17 protein-coding genes are annotated in these 21,161 nt (G+C 59.8%); 7 read left to right on the plus strand and 10 right to left on the minus strand.

The annotated features are described in order from the left end of the window. Nucleotides 1–42 precede the first annotated feature (42 nt). The gene (locus tag LB572_RS29445; RefSeq protein ID WP_224670195.1) at nucleotides 43–3,381 is read left to right on the plus strand and encodes an autotransporter domain-containing protein; all 3,339 of its coding nucleotides are present in this window, start codon (nucleotides 43–45) and stop codon (nucleotides 3,379–3,381) included. A 319-nt stretch (nucleotides 3,382–3,700) separates the two neighbouring features. On the opposite strand, the gene LB572_RS29450 is transcribed toward LB572_RS29445, so the two are convergent. Next, on the minus strand, nucleotides 3,701–3,943 hold the full coding sequence (locus LB572_RS29450) for a conjugal transfer protein TraD (protein ID WP_224670196.1): 243 nt from the start codon (nucleotides 3,941–3,943) through the stop codon (nucleotides 3,701–3,703). A 1-nt stretch (nucleotide 3,944) separates the two neighbouring features. After that, a complete protein-coding gene (locus tag LB572_RS29455; RefSeq protein WP_224670197.1) occupies nucleotides 3,945–4,271 on the minus strand; it encodes a conjugal transfer protein TraD in 327 nt (108 codons plus the stop codon). Nucleotides 4,272–4,443: 172 nt separating this feature from the next. Here LB572_RS29455 and traA point away from each other — a divergent pair, with 172 nt between their 5' ends. Both traA and LB572_RS29465 read left to right on the plus strand, forming a co-directional pair. Next, a complete protein-coding gene (traA, locus tag LB572_RS29460) occupies nucleotides 4,444–7,479 on the plus strand; it encodes a Ti-type conjugative transfer relaxase TraA (protein ID WP_224670198.1) in 3,036 nt (1,011 codons plus the stop codon). A 128-nt stretch (nucleotides 7,480–7,607) separates the two neighbouring features. Then, the gene (locus tag LB572_RS29465; RefSeq protein ID WP_140809746.1) at nucleotides 7,608–7,823 is read left to right on the plus strand and encodes a helix-turn-helix transcriptional regulator; all 216 of its coding nucleotides are present in this window, start codon (nucleotides 7,608–7,610) and stop codon (nucleotides 7,821–7,823) included. A gap of 270 nt (nucleotides 7,824–8,093) precedes the next feature. Here the strand turns inward: LB572_RS29465 and LB572_RS29470 are convergent, their stop codons facing one another. Further along, entirely contained in the window at nucleotides 8,094–9,047 is a 954-nt protein-coding gene (locus LB572_RS29470) for a DUF1295 domain-containing protein (protein ID WP_224670199.1), read from the minus strand. 331 nt (nucleotides 9,048–9,378) lie between these two features. Between LB572_RS29470 and LB572_RS29475 the strand changes: the two genes are divergently transcribed. Beyond that, entirely contained in the window at nucleotides 9,379–9,579 is a 201-nt protein-coding gene (locus LB572_RS29475) for a hypothetical protein (RefSeq protein WP_224670200.1), read from the plus strand. A gap of 283 nt (nucleotides 9,580–9,862) precedes the next feature. On the opposite strand, the gene LB572_RS29480 is transcribed toward LB572_RS29475, so the two are convergent. Continuing rightward, nucleotides 9,863–10,348, minus strand: a complete 486-nt coding sequence (locus LB572_RS29480) for a hypothetical protein (RefSeq protein ID WP_140809742.1) — start codon at nucleotides 10,346–10,348, stop codon at nucleotides 9,863–9,865. Nucleotides 10,349–10,628: 280 nt separating this feature from the next. On the opposite strand from LB572_RS29480, the gene LB572_RS29485 reads away from it, so the two are divergent. Beyond that, nucleotides 10,629–11,816 (plus strand): helix-turn-helix transcriptional regulator, encoded by a 1,188-nt coding sequence (locus LB572_RS29485; protein WP_224670201.1) that lies wholly within the window; start codon nucleotides 10,629–10,631, stop codon nucleotides 11,814–11,816. A 502-nt stretch (nucleotides 11,817–12,318) separates the two neighbouring features. Here the strand turns inward: LB572_RS29485 and LB572_RS29490 are convergent. Beyond that, on the minus strand, nucleotides 12,319–12,564 hold the full coding sequence (locus LB572_RS29490; RefSeq protein ID WP_140809738.1) for a helix-turn-helix domain-containing protein: 246 nt from the start codon (nucleotides 12,562–12,564) through the stop codon (nucleotides 12,319–12,321). 118 nt (nucleotides 12,565–12,682) lie between these two features. Between LB572_RS29490 and LB572_RS29495 the strand changes: the two genes are divergently transcribed. Continuing rightward, nucleotides 12,683–13,258 carry a hypothetical protein gene (locus LB572_RS29495; RefSeq protein WP_140809736.1) on the plus strand — a complete coding sequence of 192 codons (576 nt, stop codon included), beginning with the start codon at nucleotides 12,683–12,685 and terminating at the stop codon, nucleotides 13,256–13,258. Nucleotides 13,259–13,697: 439 nt separating this feature from the next. Continuing rightward, nucleotides 13,698–15,338, plus strand: coding sequence for a recombinase family protein (locus LB572_RS29500; protein ID WP_224670202.1), 1,641 nt, complete (start codon nucleotides 13,698–13,700; stop codon nucleotides 15,336–15,338). Between the two features lie 676 nt (nucleotides 15,339–16,014). On the opposite strand, the gene LB572_RS29505 is transcribed toward LB572_RS29500, so the two are convergent. The 5 genes from LB572_RS29505 to LB572_RS29525 form a co-directional block, all read right to left on the minus strand. Beyond that, nucleotides 16,015–17,052, minus strand: coding sequence for an HAD family hydrolase (locus LB572_RS29505; RefSeq protein ID WP_224670203.1), 1,038 nt, complete (start codon nucleotides 17,050–17,052; stop codon nucleotides 16,015–16,017). A 144-nt stretch (nucleotides 17,053–17,196) separates the two neighbouring features. Beyond that, the gene (locus LB572_RS29510) at nucleotides 17,197–17,730 is read right to left on the minus strand and encodes a hypothetical protein (protein WP_224670204.1); all 534 of its coding nucleotides are present in this window, start codon (nucleotides 17,728–17,730) and stop codon (nucleotides 17,197–17,199) included. 133 nt (nucleotides 17,731–17,863) lie between these two features. Continuing rightward, nucleotides 17,864–19,432, minus strand: coding sequence for a DUF1254 domain-containing protein (locus LB572_RS29515; protein ID WP_224670205.1), 1,569 nt, complete (start codon nucleotides 19,430–19,432; stop codon nucleotides 17,864–17,866). 117 nt (nucleotides 19,433–19,549) lie between these two features. Further along, on the minus strand, nucleotides 19,550–20,665 hold the full coding sequence (locus LB572_RS29520; RefSeq protein ID WP_224670206.1) for an HlyD family secretion protein: 1,116 nt from the start codon (nucleotides 20,663–20,665) through the stop codon (nucleotides 19,550–19,552). Between the two features lie 5 nt (nucleotides 20,666–20,670). After that, complete coding sequence (locus tag LB572_RS29525) at nucleotides 20,671–20,982, minus strand: DUF3302 domain-containing protein (RefSeq protein ID WP_224670207.1); 312 nt, start codon at nucleotides 20,980–20,982, stop codon at nucleotides 20,671–20,673. Between the last annotated feature and the right edge of the window lie 179 nt (nucleotides 20,983–21,161).

Below are 21,161 nucleotides of genomic sequence, written 5' to 3' on the forward strand. Positions count from 1 at the left end.
TCCTGCAAGCCAGGTTCTTTTCTCAATCGGAGATCGCATCAAATGGCCGACGAGACTATGCGCGAGCGGTACGGCTCCATCCTCCACCCTGCAGACGCATGGATGGTCCGCTGGCCAAGCGTCTATGGGCGATGTCACGGCTGGTGTTTGGTGCTGGCGGTCGCGGCGGCGCTCGCGCCAACATCCGCCATCGCCCAGATGATCATCGACGGTACGACTGTGACGGCTCCGCCTGATCTGCACTTCGCAGGTGATCTCTACGTTGGAACGCACGGCGTCGGCGGTCTCACCGTTGCGGCGGGCGGCACGGTCACGAACGGGTTCGGCAATATCGGCAGCAGCGGCACCGGCAATGGTACGGTAACGGTGTCGGGCGCGGGTGCCCTGTGGGAGAATTCCCAGGAACTCAGTGTAGGTATTTCCGGAACCGGCACGCTCAATGTGGAGGCGGATGGCACGGTCAAGAATTCTTATGGCTATATTGGCTGGGGCACCACCGGCCATGGTACCGCAATGATCTCAGGGGCTGGGGCGCTGTGGCAGAATTCCCAGGAACTCAGTGTCGGCAATCATGGCATCGGCACGCTCGATGTCGCGGCGGGCGGTACCGTCACGAATACTTATGGCTACATCGGCTGGGGCTCCACCGGCAATGGCACGGCAACGGTCTCAGGCGTTGGCGCGCTTTGGGAAAATTCCTACGATCTTCACGTGGGACATGACGGCATCGGGGCGCTGAATGTCGAGGCGGGCGCCACGGTCACGAACCGCTATGGCTATATCGGCTCCAGCAGCACCGGCACTGGCACCGCGACCGTCGCGGGTGTGGGCGCGCTTTGGGAGAATTACCACGCTCTCAATGTCGGCTTTTCCGGAACCGGCGCGCTCAACGTCGATGCAGGTGGCACGGTCAAGAATACGTACGGCTTTATCGGTACCGGTAGCACCGGTAACGGCACTGTGACGGTCGCCGGGACAGGCGCATTATGGGAGAGTTCTCTCGATCTCAATGTCGGTAATAACGGCACCGGCGCGCTTGGTGTCGGGGCCGGCGGCACGGTCAAGAGCGGGGATGGCTATATCGGCACCAGCAGTACCGGCAATGGGCTCGCGACGGTCGCGGGGACAGGCGCGCTGTGGGACATTTCCACGGGTCTTCGTGTCGGCTATGTCGGCACTGGCGCCCTCACTATCGGGGCGGGCGGCACCGTCAAGAGTACGTTTGGTAATATCGGTCAGGCAGGCACCGGCAATGGAACCGTGACGGTCGCGGGAGCAGGTGCGCTGTGGCAGAATTCCAACATTCTCATTGTTGGTGTTTCCGGAGCCGCCGCGCTCAATGTCGGCGCGGGCGGCACCGTCAAGAACAAGTCTGGCTATATCGGCACCAACAGTGGCGGCAATGGTGCGGGAACGGTCTCGGGGGCCGGCGCGCTGTGGGATAATTCTCTCGAGCTCCATGTCGGTGAAGGCGGCACCGGCGTCCTCGCTATCTCCGATGGCGGAATGGTTCGCGTGGGCACCAGCGGCGCGGGCGCGGTCTCGATAGCTGACCAAGCTACCAGCACCGGCACGCTTTTGATCGGGGCAGCGGCGGGCAATCCGGCCGCAGCACCGGGAACGCTGGATGCCGCGCTGTTGAATTTTGGCGACGGCGTCGGCAGTTTGGTCTTCAACCATACCGGCACCTCCTACGAATTCTCCGCGGCCCTAGCCAGCACTGGTGCCGGCACGCACAGCCTTGACCATTACAGCGGCACCACCATCCTAACCGCCGACAGCTCGGGCTTCACCGGCGCGACGAATGTCAATGGCGGCACTCTGATCGTAAATGGCTCACTCGGATCATTGTCGCTGATTACAGTCAATGAAGGCGGGTCACTGAAGGGAACCGGCGCGGTCGGCGACACTCTCATTAACGGCGGGGTGTTCGCGCCGGGGTCGGGCGTGCCGGGAGGCTTCGTTACGGTTTCTGGCAATCTCAACTTTAACGGCGGCACTTACCAGGTGTTCGTCGATCCCGTGACGTCGTCGTTCGCCAGGGTGACCGGCGTGGCCGATCTGAGCGGGGCCACGCTGGCGATTAGCGTCAACGGCCCCCGTGTTGGGCAATTCAAGGTGCTGACCGCCGATGGCGGCCTCGGCGGCACGGAGTTCGCCTCGATCACTGGCATCACCAACACCGCGTTCCTGTCGATGACGGACGGCTACGACGCCAATAACGCCTATCTCGATGTGACGAAGGTCCGCGATTTCGCCGATGCGGGTCAGACGCTCAATCAGATCGCCGCAGGCAATGGCGCTGAAAGCGTGGGCAGTGGCAACCCCATCCATGACGCTATCGTGGTGCTGCCGACGGTGGCGGCCGCCCGCGATGCCTTCGACCAGTTGTCGGGTGAGATCGTCGCATCCTCCAAAGGCATGTTGGTTGAGGACAGCCGCTTTGTCCGCGACGCCGCGAACAGCCGCATTCGTGCCGCTTTCGGCGCCGCCGGCTCCACCGCGCTGCCTGTGACGACCTATGGCGGAAGCGGTCCCGAAATGGCTGCCGCCGACACTGACCGGTTCGCCGTCTGGGGCCAGGCCTTTGGCTCCTGGGGCAAGACCGATGGCGACGGCAATGCCGCCGCCCTCGACCGCTCCACCGGCGGCCTGCTAGCCGGCGCCGACACACTGGTGGGCGGCTGGCGTGTCGGTTTGCTCGGCGGTTATAGCCATTCCTCCTTTGAGGCCGAGGATCGCAATTCCTCCGGCAAAGCCGACAGCTATCACCTCGGCCTATACGGCGGCACCAATTGGGATGCTATCGCCTTCCGCACCGGCGCGGCCTATAGCTGGAGCAGCCTATCGACAAAACGCTCGGTCGGCTTCAACGGTTTTGCCGATCAACTCTCGGCCGACTACGACGCCGGCACCGCGCAGATCTTCGGCGAACTTGCCTACAACGTCGATGCCGGCGGCTCAAGGTTCGAGCCGTTCGCCAACCTCGCTTATGTGAGCGTGCACAGCGACGACTTCACCGAGGCCGGTGGCCCGGCGGCGCTGACCAGCGCGGGTTCGACCACCGACGCCACCTTCACCACGCTCGGCCTGCGCGGCTCGACCGACTTCGCGCTGGGCAACGTCAACGCCACCGCGCGCGGGATGCTCGGCTGGCGTCATGCCTTTGGCGACACCACGCCGCTGTCGACCGTGGCCTTCACCGCCGGCGACGCGTTCACCATCGCGGGCGTGCCGATCGCCAGAGACGTAGCGGTGATCGAAGCAGGCGTCGACATGGAGATGTCGGCCAACGCAACGCTCGGCTTGTCCTATTCCGCGCAGTTCGGCGGTCGCACGGTGGATAAAGGCGCCAACGTCGATCTTAATTTGCGGTTCTGATAGGCATTGAACTAGGACTTTCCGTGGATCTTGAGACGACGCAAAGCGTGGAACGGTGCCTCGTAATGTGTTGATCCCCTTCTCAATCTCCACAGTTCGGGCGGGTTTTCGGTCCGAAGCACGTTGGGCGGGGATGGCGAATAAAAAAGTCCGCGTCTGCCGAGGATCGGCATCAAGCTGCGCTGGGCATCGTCCACATCATGCGCGCCGACCAAGATCGGGAGAGCTTCCTGCGCAAACGCTTGCCTGCGGCGTCGGCGCTGGCGTATCGGGCTGTTCGGGCTTCGTGCCGACCGCCACTCGCCGACCACCGGCATGTTCACTGGCCGTTTTTCTCCTCATGCCGTTCCGCATTGAACGCCTGCTTTCCCCTCGCAGCCCATGAATCGCGCGAATGCTTGCCTTCAGGGCTCTGAAGCTTTGCGGCGATCCAGAGCAGCGCTCCGTAGATGATTGCGCGATCGTCATTGGTCAGATCAACGATGCCTGCCTTGACGACGAGACCGCCGAGTTCAATCAGATGTCGGGTGCGCTTGCGGCGCTCGACCTGCCAGGTGCGCATGTCATTGCGAGCCTGTGCCGCTTGCCGGCGATTGAGTGCTGCCCGGTTGTGCCGGAGCGCTACGAGGGTTGCGCTGAGATGCAGGAGCAACTCGCCGGGACCTGCTTTCGAAAAACATCACCCCACGCTTGGCCCATGCCTCACGCTTTCCGGTGTCTTTCGTTTCGGCGATTGCGACCAACGCGCCGGCCAGTTCGTCGGTGCTGAGTTGATCGGCGCCAGTGGCGATCACCAGTTCGCCAAGCTGCTGCACCTTTCGCGTCTTGAGCTCTCGCGCCTTTTCTTCCAGCGCCTTCAGTTCGGCGTCGAAGTCCCGTGGTTTACGCATGACAGCCTCCGTCGATTGTCGATCGGAGAATGATAGGGGAGCGTCCGCCGGAAGGCTTCAGGGTTGCCGAGACAGTCCGGGACGGGCTGGTCCATCCCGAGATTTTTTCGAGGGAGGGCGCGCTTATACGTCGTGCCGACGTGCGCTTTGACGTGCAAATAATTTGGTCGCGATGGCGATCTATCATCTTCACGTCAAAGTCATTGGCCGCAAGGCAGGGAGCAGTGCCGTGGCATCGGCCGCCTACCGCTCGGCTTCGCGGCTGCGCGATGAGCGGATCGAACGCACGCATGATTTCTCCGCCAAGCGCGGCGTCGTCCATTCCGAGGTCATGCTGCCGCAGAATGCGCCCAAAGCCTGGAACGACCGCGAACGGCTGTGGAACGACGCCGAGGCCTTCGAGGTGAGGAAGGATGCGCAGCTTGCCCGCGAGGTGGAGTTTGCCCTCCCGCATGAATTGACCCAGGCGCAAGGCATCGAGCTGGCCCGCGACTTCGTTCAGACTGAATTCGTCAGCGGAGGCATGGTCGCCGATCTCAACGTGCATTGGGACAGGGCGGAGGATGGCAGCGCAAAACCGCATGCCCATGTCATGCTCACCATGCGGTCCGTGGACGAGAACGGTTTTGGCGCAAAGGTGCGCGACTGGAACGCTACCGAGATGGTCGAGCGCTGGCGCGAACGATGGGCCGAGCTTGCCAATGAACGCCTTGCCGAACTCGATATCGACGCCCGCATCGATCATCGCAGTCTGGAAGCGCAGGGCATTGCCTTGGAGCCGCAAACCCAGATTGGTGCTCCGGCCCAACGCATTGAGGGCAGCGGACTTGACGCTGCCGACATCGAAGCAGATCGCGCCGAACTGCATCGCGAGATCGCGCGTGGCAATGGCACTCGGATCGTTGCGGATCCATCCGTGGCGCTCGACGCCATCACCCATCAGCAATCGACCTTTACCCGAAAGGACATTGCGAAGTTCGCGCATCGCCATAGCGATGGAATGGAACAGTTCGACGCGGTGATGGGAGCCATTAGCGGAGCGCCCGACCTTGTCGAACTCGGCAAGGACGGACGCAGCGAAGACCGCTTCACCACGCGGCAGATGATAGAGACGGAACAGCGCCTGCATGGTGTGGCAGAACGCATGGCCGGGGAGGAACGTCATGCGGTGAGTGACCGGGATCGTGCGACTGCTTTGGCGGATGCCAATCGTCATGGCCTTGTTCTCTCAGGCGAGCAGACCGATGCATTCGATCACATCACGGATGGCCGCGGTCTTGGTGTCGTTGTCGGGTTTGCCGGCACCGGCAAGAGCGCGATGCTCGGAGTGGCGCGACAGGCATGGGCAGCGGCGGGCTATGAGGTTCGAGGCACTGCACTCTCCGGCATTGCGGCCGAGAATCTCGAAAGCGGTTCCGGCATCTCGTCTCGAACCATCGCCAGCATGGAACACGGTTGGGGACAGGGCCGCGATCTGCTCAGCGCCCGCGATGTCCTGGTGATCGACGAGGCAGGCATGGTCGGCACGCGCCAGTTGGAGCGCGTGCTCTCCCATGCCGCGGACGCTGGCGCAAAGGTCGTGTTGGTCGGTGATCCGCAGCAGTTGCAGGCGATCGAGGCGGGTGCTGCATTCCGTTCGATCCACGAACGCCACGGCGGCGTCGAGATCGGCCAGGTCCGCCGGCAGCGCGACGACTGGCAGCGCGAGGCAACCCGCGATCTGGCGACCGGCAGCATCGGCGCCGCGATCGGCGCCTATGACGATAGAGGGATGGTGCATCAAGCCGCGACGCGCGACCAGGCGCGCAGCGATCTTGTCGAGCGCTGGGATCGCGACAGGCAGGCGGAGCCTGACGCAAGCCGGATCATCCTCAGTCACACGAACGACGAGGTGCGCGCGCTGAACCAGGCGGCACGCGGGCGTATGCGCGCTGCTGGAGATCTCGCTGACGATGTTCACGTGGATGTGGAACGCGGCGCAAGGAACTTCGCGAGGGGCGACCGCGTCATGTTCCTGCGCAACGAGCGCGGGCTCGGCGTCAAGAACGGCACGCTCGGTGTGATCGAGGAGGTCAGCACGCAAAGGATGACGGTTCGAACCGACGACGGCAGGTCTGTGCGCTTTGACCTGAAAGACTATACCCACATCGACCACGGCTATGCCGCAACCATTCACAAGGCCCAGGGCATGACCCTTGACCGGACCCATATCCTGGCAACGCCGGGCATGGATGCGCACGGCAGCTACGTCTCCCTGTCGCGTCATCGCGACAGGATGGACCTGCACTACGGCAGCGACGACTTCGCGACACGCGACCGGCTCGTCCGCACGCTGTCACGCGACCGTGCCAAGGACATGGCGTCGGATTACGAGCAGGCCAATCCGGCGCAGAGCTTTGCAGAGCGGCGTGGGATCACCTTCCGCGAGCGTGTGGTCGAGATCGTGCGCCGCATCGTTCCGGAGAAGCTGCGCGACAGGATCGGCGAGTTGCTGGACGGATTGCGCTCGCCCGGAGACGCCGAGCCAGGCCAGGATCTCGGGCGCGGACCGGGAGAGGAAGATGTTGGAGCGAAAATCGGTGATGTCGGCGCTGCGCCTCGGCCAGACGCTCCCGCCAGGGGAGCGCAGCCCGAAACAGATGTGCAGGTTGACCCGGAAGCGGCGCTGCGCAGCGCTCGCACGAAAGCGCTCGTCCGTCACGCGCGTATAATCGATGCGATCCTCAGCACTGGAAATGCGGATGGGCAGGGAAGTCCCGAGCAGATGCGCGAGTTGAGGGATGCCCGTAACGCTTTCGAGAAGGTTCGGCCCCACGGCTGGCGCGATGCCGAAGCGGCTTATGTGAAAAATCCTGAGCTGATTCCTGAGGCGGGGGCCGGCCGCGTCAATCGCATCGTTCTTGAAACAGAAATCCGCACCGGTCTGGACACCGATCCGAGCCGCCGCGCAGACCGTTTCGTGGAACGCTGGCAAAAGCTCGATCGAACGAGCCAGGGCCAATACCAGGCCGGCGACATGTCGGGCTACAAGTCAACGCGCTCCGCTATGTCCGACATGGCCAAGAGCCTTGAACGCGATCCGCAGCTTGAATCCCTGCTTGCGAACCGCAAGCGCGAGCTTGGCATCAACGTGGAGTCGGGTCGTCGTCTGGGCGCGGAACTCGCCTTCAGCCACGGTATCGGTAAGGGGCGGGGCATTGGGATCTAAGACCTGCCGATTTGCCGCCGTTTCCACTCCGCGGTCGGCTGAGGCGACAAACCTGATTGCCTCCGGCATGGGTTCGTCCTGTATGTCCCCGCAGAGACCAGCAGGAACCAGTGAGGTGCAGGCAAGCTATGTCCGAGCCGGATCGTATCATACGCCTCCAAACCGTCCTTGCCCGGACCGGCCTGTCTCGCTCGACCATCTATCGCAAGATCGCCGAAGGCACATTCCCGGCCCAGATCAAGATCAGCTTAAACGGGGCGGGCTGGCGCGAATCCGATGTTAATCGATGGATTGCTGACCCTGTCTGCTGGTGCCCCAGACCGGGGCGGAACAATAGCGACTAGCGACATCGGCATAGGAACCCTGCCCCCAATGCAATAGATTCCGAGTGTGATTTCATTCTCTAAGCTTATGGCGCGGCAAGCCATTCTGTCCGCCCGTCTGCCGTTGAAACAGGCAACGGAGTAGCCGTAGCTCAGGTTCACAGGTTCGAAGGCCGAGGAATCAAGCCTGCTGCCGGAGCACGGTGTGGGGATAGAGGTCCTCAGACATGCTGAAGGAAAACATCGGCATCGTATCGCCATAACAAAAGCCGGGACTTCTGAGAGTGCCGACTATGCTCGCTCCTCCCAGCTTATGGTCGATCGACGGGACGCAAAGCGCGTCAAGTTCTTGATCTGGGCCCATGCTCCCGTAGCGCGTATCCGCGCTAAGTGTTCAAGGTATTGCGGATCGTCCGAAAGTTCATTCTGCTCTGCCCGGCCGCGGAGGTAATAAATGAGCGTTATCGCGCACATTAGGATCAGAGAGCGGACAGCTTCCGCCACGCCGTTCGATGGCACGAACGGCAGATAGATAAGCCACCAATTGATGACTTTGGCAAAATACGATGGATGAGCAAAATATCGGTACAGCCCAGCTGTGTTCAGGCCCCGCCTCGAGAGATTCGAGAACCGCAGGCCAAACGATATGTTGGCGACGAGGTTCGTTCCAAGCGCCGATGCAATGAGCACGCACCACATAAAGTCCAGCGCGCTTCCTTTCGGAATCAATGATGTCCAGTCTTTGGCAGGCTCGTAGTGATTAAACCACGTAATCGCCGAATTACTGAACGGATAGTAGCAAATGAGAGTCACGATCCAAGCGCCTACGTGAGAAAACGTCGCTTTATAATGGGTATCGAGAACTCGCAGGGCCAGCGAATACCCTATGGCCACGAATATGGTTTCAACAACTAACGCTTTCGCAATCAGATACGCGAGGATCGATCGCGGCGTTAAGTGGACCACATCCAACAAGGACATCTCGGAGGCATGCATGAGGCCGGGAATGGCGGCCAGTGCCCACGGCAAGAAGAAAGCTCGCAGGGCGTAGCTCAGGGCAAACTGCTTCGCCCCTTCCGTCAGGCTCGCCCCCGGACGCTTTGTTATCCAGCGGCCAAATTGCCATGCTTCGTCCAGGGGGGTCGTCTGATAGCGATCCGTCAGGATAATATAGATTGGGCTCAATATCACCAGAATTGGCAGAAGCCGAAGTATGGCTGCGAACACTACATCTGCCCGCGCCATCTCCTGATTTTCCTTGGAACACCAGTAGTAGAGCGCTATTGCAGACCAGCAACACCAGTGGGCCAAAAGCTTAAAGGTACATCGACCGATGTTCCAGCCGTTTAAGGGAAGCGAGAAATCTAGCCCCGTCGATGGGCGTCGATGCACCTTCAGGGCCGAGAGTTCGTACAAAGCCATCGTCATTGCGGGCAAAAGTAGAACTAGCAGAACTGTATCGACATCGTTTAGAACTAGGTGACGGGCAATCTCCCAAGCCGTGAGAATCCCGAAAATACCTAAGACCCATGTGAGCGTTGCACAATCGGACCTTCGTGAAGCGAATCGATCTGTCATGATCTATCAGGATTCGGGATCAGCCATTCCCGATTCCCGTGTCGTTCCCGCCTCCATTGCCGGTGCCGTTCCCGGTTCCATTGCCGGTGCCGCTCCCGGTTCCATTGCCGGTGCCGTTCCCGGTTCCATTGCCGGTCCCGTTTGCATTCCCATTCGCGGCTCCATTCCCCGCCCCGCCGCCGTGCTCTATATGGTCTGAACCGGTGCCTCTAATGCTAATGCAACTGACGTCGGCTACCGTGCCGTCGCACTGTCGGACCCAGATGGAGGACTGGGGTTGAGCGTGGCAGCCCCCCAAGCCGAGAATCGATAGAAGGCCACATGCAAGACCAGCACCCAACAAGAGGGCCTTTGACCCAGAAGATTGTTGCATCTGATTCGCCACCCGATCCGCTTTCGATCAGTCCAAATTTGCCCGCGTATGGCTGGAAATCACCATACGCCATACGCAGTGATGCCGACGGATCCGCTTTCTTCGCCGACTATTGAAGCGCATTTTCACAACCGGGAAGCCTGGGATTTGCCAGGCATAGACATGTCGGCGTCTGAGCATTGGCGGGATCCGAGCAAGAAATGGCGGGGGACGAGGAATTGGAATGGTGGCGCACGGCGTTGGCGATGAGGCCGCCGGTGACGCCGCCTGTGACGCCTGCGACGGCCGCGCCGGTGATCACCGCGCCGAGACCGGAACCCGAGCCGATGCCGTCGGTGACGAGGGCGGCTCCGCCTTTTTCACCAACCCTGAACGTCTTGACATGGGTTACCACCGGCGCCGTGCCCGTTCTGTCGGCGCCGATCGTCACCACGTCCTGGAATCTTGTGCCATCCGCCAATTGATAGGGCGCCAGGACCTGGGTTCCGGAAACAGCACAACCGGAGAGCACTAACGCGCTTGCCGTCAGCAGGTGCCTGGCGCACTTCCGCGTCGGACGAACGTTGCGGAAACGAGAATGAAACATATAAAGCATGGGCCCCCCATGTGCCGCCCCGGCAACGTGTCAACAAGATCGACATTGCGATGCTAGGGGAGCCGAGTTTGCCTGCATCCCCCAAACGAGGGAGGCAAGCCCACTGGTCAGAGAGCCACTGGCAACCGATCTGCGTTCGTGCAAGGGTTGCATCGCGGAGTTGGGTTGGATCGGGGGTGAAGGGGTTTGTGGAGTGAAAGTTCTGGTCATGCCGCGCTAAATCGAACCGTGCGGAGGGCGCTGTCCATGGAATCTCCCGATAGGCAATATGCGAGCGATCATGGCGTCGCGTGAAAAGCGTTTGTCGTCTGAGATCGCGGACCTCGCCGCGGTCATCAATACCGCGGCTTGTGACGTAAACCGCTGGAGTGACGTCGCCCAGGCGGTGCAGGACTTTATTCCAGGATCGAAGATCCTGTTTCAAGTGGTGGAGGAGGAAAGCACAGCCGTTCACCAGGTTGTCCATTCCGGCTTCAATAATAAGACCATACAGGCCTACGGCGACTACTATTGGAAGGTTAATCCCTGGACCAAGGGTGCGAACGAGATGCACATGTCTTCGTTCAAAAGCTCGTCAGATTTGTACCCGGAAAAATTGCTGTGGCAGACGGAATTTTTCACGGACTTTGTGGACCACGAGCGTGAATGCGATGCGGCGACCGCCTTAAAATTTGCCGCTCACAAGGAGCGATACGCGCTGTTGGCCGTGCATCATGATTTTCGGCATCACCAACAGATGCACGCTCGGGGAAAGGCCCTGTTGCAAACCCTTGTGCCCGCCCTTCGATCGGCGCTCGAGGTAAACCGCCTCACCAACCCGACTTTTCATCTGTCGGGGGGACGTGGATTGATCGACCAACTCGTCGACCCGGCAATAGTCCTCGATCCGGATTGCCGCCTGCTGGCATCTAACGCGCCGGCGAACAAGCTTCTGGCCGATGCCAGGGTCTTGCGGGTCAAGGCGAGGGACATCGTCGAGATGAGGAACGTCGAGGCGAGCGCGGCCTTCGCCCGGCTTGTCCGCGACAGTTGCGCCATATTGCAAGATCGCGCCAGGCCGAACGATCTGATCGTCAACGCCCGATCGGGCAGCTACACCGTCACCTGCGTGCCAATGGCCATCGACCAGACGAACGCCTTGCCGGCCGGACTGCTGTCGATCTTTGCGCCGAGAACCGTCGCCATGGTGATCGTCCGCCCCCACGCTCCCGAAGACCGGTCAGCGCTCATCGGGGAGTTGCGCCTACATTTCGGACTAACCAAGGCGGAAGTCAGCCTGATCCTGGAGTTCGAGCGGGGAGGGACCTTGTCGGAGATCGCCGAGCGGGTCGGGGTGTCGCGCTCGACCATCCAGACGCATCTCAAGGCGATCTTCGCCAAGACAGGAACGACCAGACAACGCGACGTTGTGACCCTGGTCACCCGCCACCGGGCTCTCCGCAAGCAGTTTTTCCTCGAGGATTCTTGAAGGCGCTCACGTGCTGCCGCCGGCGCATAGCTGGATGATCGGAGATCGTCATCTGGATAACGTTGACGATCATTAAAAGTCCACCGGTCTTCTGATCGTGCTGTGTCGGATGCTCTGATCGAGTGCAGGTATGGAGAGGCCCTTTATGCAAGTATATTTGGCTTCCTCGCAGCGCAGGAAAAGTTGACGGCGCACTAGTTGGCCGCGTCGACCGCTTCCCTAGTGGAGACTGGAGGTGCGTAGCATCGGCTCTTTCTTCGAAATCGGCTGGATTGTTAGTAGGCGCTATTGGGTTTTGGCTTCGGGGCCGAGACCCCACTGCGGTCCTGGACGCCGCTTGTTTCAATGGCCGTCTTTCGCGCAGCGCTGCCTGTTACCTGCACTCGCGGTGTCCGCTTTCGGTGAATTAACGAAACCGGGGGAGTGGCTACCACTGGGCGCATTGCTAACATTAATTGGGAAACAGATAACCCCTAGAGCCGCCTGTAGATACTGCCCTCGTCTATGTGTTCGCGGTACCGCGTGACAAGCGCACACCAGGCCCACCGCCATTCTCTGGAATGAATTCTATTCCGGCTGCTTCGAGCGATAGCTTCAGCGCTTGCAGGATGGATTCAGATGCGGGTTTCGAACCACGTTCGAACTGCACGATCGTCCTCAAGCTTACCTTGGATAGATCCGACAGTTCCTGTTGAGAAATGTCGAGAAGCCCACGGGCCGCGCGAATTTGGGCCGCACTTACCTTCATTGTTCAAATGCCCTGTTGCACAAAAAGTGCAAATATGCTTGTTTTAGGAAACGGCCGTTGGAAGTGGTCCCCCGCTTCTAACAGTCTAACCACGCCCACGCTTTGCGGAGCTCGGATCATGGCTGATTCCGACCATAGCACGACTATGCCTTTCGTCACGAATGGCAGGGATACGGCGTCGAACCGGTTGCCGGATGCAGACCCCCCGATTCTATTGCTCCGAGATTGGTTGCGGGCGCAGCATGTTTCTCAGGTCCTTTGCCGTCTTCAACAGCGTCTGGAGAGGCGGTATCTCGACGCTAGAGGCTCGGAAGCTAATGACAAGCAGGTGGCTTACTCGATCGCCTGCCAAGCGGAGGTCGAGTCCTCCATTGTGGCTTTGAAGCTTCAGGACAAGCTACCCCAAATACGGGCGCGGTCGCTTCTCGGTGTCGTCGCCAAGCTCGAAATCATCGCTGGCGCAGATCGCGATATCGATGATCCAACAGACTTTCCCTGGCCGCATATTGCTTCGGTCCTTGCCGACTTGAAGGAAATTGCCGGAAGCCTGCCGCTTGAGCGGCCTGAGCGAACCGTCGTCCAGGCGGACTGTAGACTTTATCAGGAAATAGCGGCCGATCTGGTCCGTCTGGAAAAGCAGGCCTCTGATCTGGTCTTGAGGGGAGCGCCTGTCGTTGGCATCAGCTCACGATAGAAGTGCTTCGGTCCACCATGTTTGTTCAACCAATGCGGCTCAGTGCTAACAGGGGTTTTTCGTTACGACAGGTTTGAATCGGAGTATCGGATCAGGGCGAAGTTTGTCCCAATAGCACGCCTTACTATCCCTTTCTGCGACCGCCCATTATGGCGAATTCCCTCGTCTTGCGCATGAGCGCATCTTGCGAGGCATGGAGGAGCTACGTTTTCTTGGCATTCTTGATGGTCGGCAGCCATGCTGCCGACTGCCATCGTTCGGGCTATTATCTCCCCCGCTATTTTTGCCCCGTCGCAAGCTGTTCCTGCAATGGTTGTGAAGTCCCGAAAGCGGGTCTTGCAAGAGCCACCCGACCGGGCGATTCTGCGTCTTGCAAGCGCTCTCGCTCGCCAAGCGGCCCGCGAAGACCATGCGCGTGAACAAGCCGAGAAGACTCACCATGAATCGGACAGCGATCTACGCACGCTTCTCAACCGACCTCCAGAATGAGCGATCGATCGACGATCAACTCGCCTTATGCCGTGCATACGCAGACCGTGAGGGGTTGAACGTTGTCGCAACGTTTGACGACCGAGCACGCTCCGGTGGCTCCGTCCTGGGCCGTGACGGTTTACTTTACCTCATGGACAAAGCGCGTGAGCACGAATTCGACGTGCTCGTCGTAGAGGCACTTGATCGACTCTCGCGCGACATGGAAGACCTTGCGGGCATTCACAAGCGCCTTTCATTTCTCGGTATCGAAGTTCGTGCCGTTCACGAAGGCGTGGTGAACACGGTCTTGGTCGGCCTGCGCGGTCTCGTTGGCCAGTTGTATCGAGAGGACATCGCTCACAAAGTCCGTAGGGGCCAAGCCGGCCGAGTCAACAAAGGGCTTCATGCCGGCGGATTGACATATGGCTATTCGTACGTGCTGGGCGACCCCGGGAAGCGGATGATCGAAGAGGATGAAGCCAACATCGTGCGTCGTGTCTTTCGAGAGTATGTCGAAGGGCAAACCCCGCGCGATATCGCTCACGATCTAAACAGAGACCGCATACCGCCGCCTCGCGGTAGAGCCTGGAATGCCTCTACCATCAATGGAAATGTGCAAAGGGGGACGGGGCTGCTTAACAATGAGCTTTATGCTGGCCGACTGATCTGGAACAGGGTCAGAATGATCAAGGATCCTGATACGGGGAAACGTGTCTCGCGTCCAAATCCCAAGGGCGAATGGCGAGTAGTCGTAGTACCGGACCTCGCCATTGTCTCGTCCGACCTGTTCGACGCAGCACAAGCACGCAAGAAGGCGCGTGCAACCACCCATCCAAGCCATCAACGCCGACCACGGCATATGCTGGCTGGGCTTCTGAGATGCGGTGCCTGTGGTGCAGGAATGTCTTCAAAAGGCACGGACAAGTCCAAGCGCATTCGCATCCGCTGTTCGGCCGCGACAGAAAGCGGGACATGCGCTGATCCGAAGACCTTCTATTTAGATACCGTCGAAACTGCAGTTCTGAGCGGGCTTACCGCCGAGTTGCGCCATCCCGATGTGATTGCCCAGTACGTCCAGACGTACCACGAAGAACGGAAGCGCTTGGCAGCCGACACCGATGCCAGGCGCACTCATTTGGAGCGACGGCTTGGAGAACTATCTCGGGAGATCGAGCGGCTGGTCAACGCCATTGCCAAGGGCCACGGCGACGCAGCCGTACTGGGACCGCAATCAACATCGCTGAATGAAGAGCGCAAGTGCATTTTGGCTGAGTTGGATCAGGTGCCGGCCGCGACCGGAGTGATCGCGCTGCATCCTACCGTGCTGGCAAGGTACGAGGAACAACTGAACCAACTTCAGGCCGGGCTTGCCAAGGGCATTGCTTCTGGCGATTCCGAATGTGCGGAGGCAATGCGCGACTTGGTCGAAACCGTCACCGTGTTTCGAGATTCGTCGAGAACCGGCGGGGTTGAAGTCGAAATCGCAGGCCGACTGACAGCGCTCTTGGGCGAGCGTGCCTTCCCCCACGGCATCAAAGGAGTGGGGGGAATGGTGGTAGCGGGAGAGGGCTACCGCCAATACAGCGCTGTTGTAGAAATCGTCTGCTAACGGAACGTTCGCGGTGAGTTTGGCGATTTAGATCTGGGGTCTGCCTTGTTTGCCTCGATAAACGTCTGCAGCCGCGTCTACCGATGCCGCCACGGGCGCCGAAGCCCACGACAGTCAGGGCTGCCAGGATAAGGATCACCAGGCCGGGCCTGCCTGAATTCACGTCGCGCGAGACGATGCCGGCGGCGTTAGCTGCCTCCTGCGGGATGCGGGGAATAGCTTCGGTGAGCGCGACGAGATGTGCGCGAACGGCCAGCTCCCAGTTCGATATCGCGTCTGGAGGCGATGCGGCAGCCGGTTCCTCGGCGGTGGCCGGTAGCCTTTTCGGGCGTCACGCCGTCCGGAGGCTGCTGGGCCCAGGAAGCTCCAAGGAGCACCCAAAAGAAAATCGGAATGACGGCCGACAGGAGAAGACCAATTCGAGTGGGCAGTGCATTGCTCATCGAGGGCAATTTTCAGTCGACAATGCGACCAGACGTTCCCGCAATCGAACGAACGATGCCGGATCGAACGCGGAACCCTGCTACTTGACCACCTCAAACTCGCCCGGTCGCCAGGTCTTGTCAAACCAGGGCTCGAGTTCGAGGCACACAGAACTTATTAGCCCTCAGTACATAGATTGAGGCGCATTCATGCTTCCACCTCGAACGGGGCGGTCATGAGAACCTCCGCCCGTTTACTGAAACGCGAAAACGCACTTCCAGTCGTTCTTCATGTCAACCACGGCCCATTTGTTAGAGGGCGCCGCGTCTAGTCCCTTGTCGAGCTTTCCGATGTTGGAGTGGCGGTCGTAAGCCCATTCGCGCTCGGCATCGGTGTGGTGAACGATGCCGGCGAAGCGTGCACCTTGTCCGCTCGTCGTCCATTGCAGCATCGGAACATCGCCATCGGAATTGCCGAAGGCAAAGATCGGCCTTCGTCCGATGAACCGGTCGATCCCAACTGGCTTGCCAGGCCCATCGCTGAGGAACTCGAATTCGGCAAGCTTTACCAGCACGGGCTTGCCGTCCGCCCCGATCTCGAATTGCGTCTTGCCCGAAGAGCCGACCGCCTGCTCGGGAGGAATACCGTAGACCTTGTCCGTCCATGGGCGCATGAAATCGATGCCGCCGCCGGATACGATAAATGGCTTGAACTCGTGGGCGCGCAGATAGGCGAGCAGTTCCAGCATCGGCTGGTAGGCAAGATCAGTGTAAGGACGATCGAACCGAGGATGGCGTGCCGTTGTGATCCAGTCGAGCACGGTCTTTTGGAACGCATCCACGGTGATTCCAGTGTGGGCCACAGCCAGGATCTCCAGCAGCTCCTTCTGGCCGACCGCCGCCAAGGCCTCCGCGTCCTGGTCGAGCACCGCCTGGAATGGCTGCTTTGCTCTCCATTCCAGATGCAGCGGGGCCAGTGCCCTGATCTGGTCGAATGCGAAGGCCGCCTGGACGTACATCGGTTGCTCGCACCACAACGTGCCATCGTTGTCGAAGACGGCGATACGCTCGGCGGGAGGGACGAAATCGGCCCCGTCCGGAGTTGTGACACGCGCAACAAACTCGATAATCGAGGCCTTGACCGGCCCTTCGTTCCACGACTGCAACCAGTCTCCCTGTGTCTGAGCCTGTGCGTTTGCGAGCCGAAGCGGTGCGACCAGAACCGGAACCGCAGTAAGCCCCAAGAGCACCGTCCGACGACTGATATCATTTGAAGACGGGGTTGATGTCATTGTGGCGTCCTCGCGAGCTATCATCGCGTTGCCCTCCGCCGGAGGACAACTGAACCGCGGCTCCGCGCCCGCAGCGACGCCGATTTTCGATATCGCGGCACTGCAGCCCCTTCCGCTATGCCGGTCGAAAATCGATGGAATGGATCAGCCTGACTTTTGTTCGGCCAGGCACTTGCGACCCGTTGCCATCGCCTTGAAGGTGCCCTTCAGATCGACGACAAAGGTACCCTGGGTTTGCGGAAACACGGTCATCTTGTATTTCTTCGCCACGTCGCGCTTGAAAGCTGGGTCATCCGTCAAAATGTAGCCGCCCGAATACCCGCCTTTGAGTTTGCCGGTCGTTGTGGTCACCACGCCGCGGTAAAGATGACCGTCGATATCGACGAAGATATCCTTGACTCCGTTCTTGAGGCCTATGTCCAGCTTCGTGAACACGCCAAGGTACCCGACCGACTGGTTTGCGGCTACGCCCATTTGCACCGAACTCGGGCCAAACGAACTCACGATCAGGCAATCTCCGCGTGTTTTATTTGCGTAGACAGTCCAACCCTCGACGTCATCCCCGTATTTGACAAGCCTATCGCTGGCCTTGGGCAGGGGATTTTCTTGCGCGAAGACTGCCGTCGCGGATGAAAGTGCTACTGATGTTGCCACGATAAGTGCCGTAAAATTTCGCATGATGGTTATCCCTCAGATGTAAGAGTTGTTTTTGGATCATGGCCTTGAAAGACCACGGGAAGCGAGGGTGCTGTCGACGAATGCCAGCACCCTGAATTGCAACCTTGGTTTTGCGATCGAACGCGTACCCCTGTTACTTGACCACCTCGAACTCACCCGGCCGCCAGGTCTTGTCGAACCAGGGTTCGAGCGGGCCATAAAGCCGAAGCAGCGTGTACCAACCCTTGCCGGGAACGGTTTGGATCCAGTTCGCTTCCTTTCCCTCCGGCGCGGTCGGGCCGAAATAGAGGTCGACCGAACCGTCGGAATTCTCGATGAGCTTGTCGCGCTTGTTATTCTTGCTCGGGAAGGTCTGGCCCGTCTGAAGCTCCGAGCGCGTCTGCGGATCGTAGATCACCACGGACCAGAAATCCTTGGCCGGCGGATTAGCGGGAACGTGGAGCCTATAGGTCTTGGCGCCGTCCAGATAGTCGCCGTTCCGGTCGGTCGCGGCATAGGCGTATTGGGAACCGACGCCGACCATTTTCTGCACCATGGCAGGCGTGTTGACCGTCGCTTGGTAGAAGTAGAGGGTCCTGGCGTCGAGATTGCGGCCGCCCTTGCCTTCGTCTCGGAGCCATTGATAGCTGCCGCCCACGAAGGCCACGTTCCAGGCGCTGTTCGGATAGAGTTGGACGTCGTCCAAGCGCGGGCGGAACACCAGTGCGCGGGCGGTTGCGTTGCCGACAGCGACCGCTTCGACCAGCAGCTTCTTCATCCGTTCGTCCGGTTTGAAGGGCTTTCCCTTCTGAATGCCGACAGAGGCAAACAGGCCCAGCATTTCGGGGTCGAGCATCGAGCTCGGCTCACGTTCGATGACCGTGTGGAGCTCTTCATAGAACTCGTAGTCGTTGGCGTGGATGGTGTTCCACGGCTTCTGCGATCCGCTGATGAATTCCATCTTCGGCGGGTTGTCGCGTTTGTTGAGCGGATAGACCTTCAGGCCCTTCTTGAACGATGCCACCGAGGCGTCGGTCTTTCCGTCGACCAGGAAACCGCGCAGGATCAGCCAGTTCACGTAGCTGGTCGACTTTGAGACAAAATACTTCTGACCGTTGACCTTGGCCTCCATGCCGCCGACAGGCGGATTGAGATCACCCTTGTAGTCAGGCGGAAGGATCAGGTACTTGCCACCCTTTCCTCGATCGGGACCCGGGCCGCCCATGTCGGTCACGAAGCGGAAATAGGCATCGTTGACCGTACCGGGGCCGGAGCCGGCGGGAATCTCGACGACGGTTGGCCCGTCCTTCGCAAGATCGAGGAACACGCTGCAATAGACGGTATCGGTGTTGCCAGTCAGGAACAGCGGCGCGGAGTCCAGCAACTGGTCAAGAATGAGCGCCTTGTTGGGGGTGTCGGCGCCCAGTTCCAGGTGACCGAGACGAAGCCCCTCGATGGAGGTCGCAGGAATGCCGTTGAGGAATGTCTCCACGCCGCGCATAATATCGAGATTGTCATAGAGTTTGCCGACCGTTGCGTCGTCCGGCATCCCGTCGAAGAAGTTCAGCGTTCCGATCGACGTCTCGACCTTGTCGGGCGTCATGATCTTGTCTGGAATTTTGTGATTGTAGCCCGGGGTGTTTCCCTCCTGAGCTAACGCGATATTCATCGCAAGCAAACTTGCACCGACTAAAGCAAAAGATCGCATACCATACCGAAGCATCGTCGTCTATTCCCTCTAAAGATGTTGAATAATTTCTGGCAGACTCACACGCAGCGAGAAGATGCACAAGGCATAGTTCCAACTGACGTAAAGTAATCGCAGATTCCCTTCCATCATTCAGACAATGTAGTTCATCCAACTTTTCATCCGCAGCAGGATTCGCCGAACGACCGCGACCGACGCCATATGGGTGCTGTACACGGCGACCTGAGCTGTCGATCCGGCAGGCAGTTGGTAACCCGAAACATCATCCGTTATTTGGATGCCGACGAGCGCGAGGCCCTGGGTCTGTCCGCGATCCTCAGGATTGAGAAGAGTGGGGCTTGCTTGCAGCTGACCTTGCGAAACTGCATCTGCAACCCCGCTGACCTTGCCCTGAAATACCTTCCCGGGAATTGCATCGAACGCGATCTCGGCTTCCGAGCCAACGGTCAGACGTTGAACGACAGCCTGCGGGAAAGCTGCTGCAAAAACCCTGTCGCCCTCGTGAATAAAGATCAGCGCCGGTGCCGTTCCCGCCATCATGCCGGGGCGGAGGAAAAGCTGGGTTACGTAGCCGGCGGTTGGTGCTCTCACCACCGTTTGATCGAGGTCGTATTCGGCGTCGCGCAAGTCGGCCGTCAATCTGGCGACCGTCGTATTTACGCCGCCGATCTCCGACAAATAGGCCAATCGAGCGCGTTCCAGCGCCGCTTGACTCTCGGCCAGCGACTGGTTGGCCGCCTCAAGGTTATGAGACGCCGTATCGACAGTAGCCTGCGCAACCACCTTTTTTTCGAGAAGTTGTGTTTGGCGATCGAAGGCCTGCTGGGCCAACTCGAGCTGCGCCTCGGCTTTTGCAACACTGGCGGCAGCTTGGTCCTGCGACGACTTCAGCTGCTTGACCCCCTGTTCCGCTTCCGCGACGGCAGCTTCTTTCTGCGCAACGACGAATTTGTACGGCTCCGGATCGATCTTGAACAGGACGTCGCCCTTCTTGAGGGCGAGGTTTGGCTCAACTGGAACCTCGACCACACGGCCTTTCACTTCGGGAATGATGGGCGTGGTGAAGAAATAGAGGCGTGCTTCCGTCGTAAACGGATGATTGTAGTTAATGATTGCGAGTAGCCCGCCGACGACCACCACACCTCCCAGGCATGCGGTGGTCGCGGTCCATTTGTTGACCGGCAGACGCATGACTTTGAAGACGACAACGCAGATCGCCGCATAGCCTAGCAGGAGAAGTGCACCCATTGCGTCTACTCCGCGACCTGCTCAAGCGCTGAATGCCGTCTGTCGAGTTGGGAGGTTTCGGCGGAATTTCCCAAAGCCGCGGCCGGTGAAAGTCCCCAGCCGCGATCTGCGTGGTAGAGGAACGCCCAGATCCATAGGAAAGGCCACAGTGCCCCCAAGGTAAGGAGGCTGACCCAGGTTGCAGCACCGATCGCGTCCTGATGTGGATGGTTGCGGGCCTTGGCGATCTCGTAAGGGATTGCCCAGACAGCGACCGCGCCGTAGGCAACCAGCAAAAGCACGATAATCAGGGTAATGAGCGCGACGCTGTCGAGCATTGTTGTTTCCATCCGAGGCCGTCTTCAGTCCGCTTCCCGAAGTCGCCCGGCTTCGTGCTTTTCGAGCAATGCCGTCTGCCGGACCGCAGTTGTGCATTGACGGGAGCAATGCATCACCCACCTACGTTGGGGCATTGTCCTCTTGGTCGGAAGGTAACTAACTGTAGGCTACCCGCTAA

It is taken from the genome of Mesorhizobium sp. BH1-1-5 (assembly GCF_020165615.1).
In the GTDB taxonomy this organism is placed as follows: domain Bacteria; phylum Pseudomonadota; class Alphaproteobacteria; order Rhizobiales; family Rhizobiaceae; genus Mesorhizobium.

Bases quoted from the DNA above. Each gene is read 5' to 3' on its own strand.
- LB572_RS29500 (WP_224670202.1), top strand. From the start codon at position 13,698: ATGAATCGGACAGCGATCTACGCACGCTTCTCAACCGACCTCCAGAAT.
- LB572_RS29515 (WP_224670205.1), bottom strand. From the start codon at position 19,432: ATGCTTCGGTATGGTATGCGATCTTTTGCTTTAGTCGGTGCAAGTTTG.
- LB572_RS29490 (WP_140809738.1), bottom strand. From the start codon at position 12,564: ATGAAGGTAAGTGCGGCCCAAATTCGCGCGGCCCGTGGGCTTCTCGAC.
- LB572_RS29505 (WP_224670203.1), bottom strand. From the start codon at position 17,052: ATGACATCAACCCCGTCTTCAAATGATATCAGTCGTCGGACGGTGCTC.
- LB572_RS29470 (WP_224670199.1), bottom strand. From the start codon at position 9,047: ATGGCGCGGGCAGATGTAGTGTTCGCAGCCATACTTCGGCTTCTGCCA.
- LB572_RS29495 (WP_140809736.1), top strand. From the start codon at position 12,683: ATGGCTGATTCCGACCATAGCACGACTATGCCTTTCGTCACGAATGGC.
- LB572_RS29510 (WP_224670204.1), bottom strand. From the start codon at position 17,730: ATGCGAAATTTTACGGCACTTATCGTGGCAACATCAGTAGCACTTTCA.
- LB572_RS29525 (WP_224670207.1), bottom strand. From the start codon at position 20,982: ATGCTCGACAGCGTCGCGCTCATTACCCTGATTATCGTGCTTTTGCTG.
- LB572_RS29520 (WP_224670206.1), bottom strand. From the start codon at position 20,665: ATGGGTGCACTTCTCCTGCTAGGCTATGCGGCGATCTGCGTTGTCGTC.
- LB572_RS29475 (WP_224670200.1), top strand. From the start codon at position 9,379: ATGATCTATCAGGATTCGGGATCAGCCATTCCCGATTCCCGTGTCGTT.
- LB572_RS29455 (WP_224670197.1), bottom strand. From the start codon at position 4,271: ATGCGTAAACCACGGGACTTCGACGCCGAACTGAAGGCGCTGGAAGAA.
- traA (WP_224670198.1), top strand. From the start codon at position 4,444: ATGGCGATCTATCATCTTCACGTCAAAGTCATTGGCCGCAAGGCAGGG.
- LB572_RS29485 (WP_224670201.1), top strand. From the start codon at position 10,629: ATGGCGTCGCGTGAAAAGCGTTTGTCGTCTGAGATCGCGGACCTCGCC.
- LB572_RS29450 (WP_224670196.1), bottom strand. From the start codon at position 3,943: ATGCGCACCTGGCAGGTCGAGCGCCGCAAGCGCACCCGACATCTGATT.
- LB572_RS29445 (WP_224670195.1), top strand. From the start codon at position 43: ATGGCCGACGAGACTATGCGCGAGCGGTACGGCTCCATCCTCCACCCT.
- LB572_RS29480 (WP_140809742.1), bottom strand. From the start codon at position 10,348: ATGCTTTATATGTTTCATTCTCGTTTCCGCAACGTTCGTCCGACGCGG.
- LB572_RS29465 (WP_140809746.1), top strand. From the start codon at position 7,608: ATGTCCGAGCCGGATCGTATCATACGCCTCCAAACCGTCCTTGCCCGG.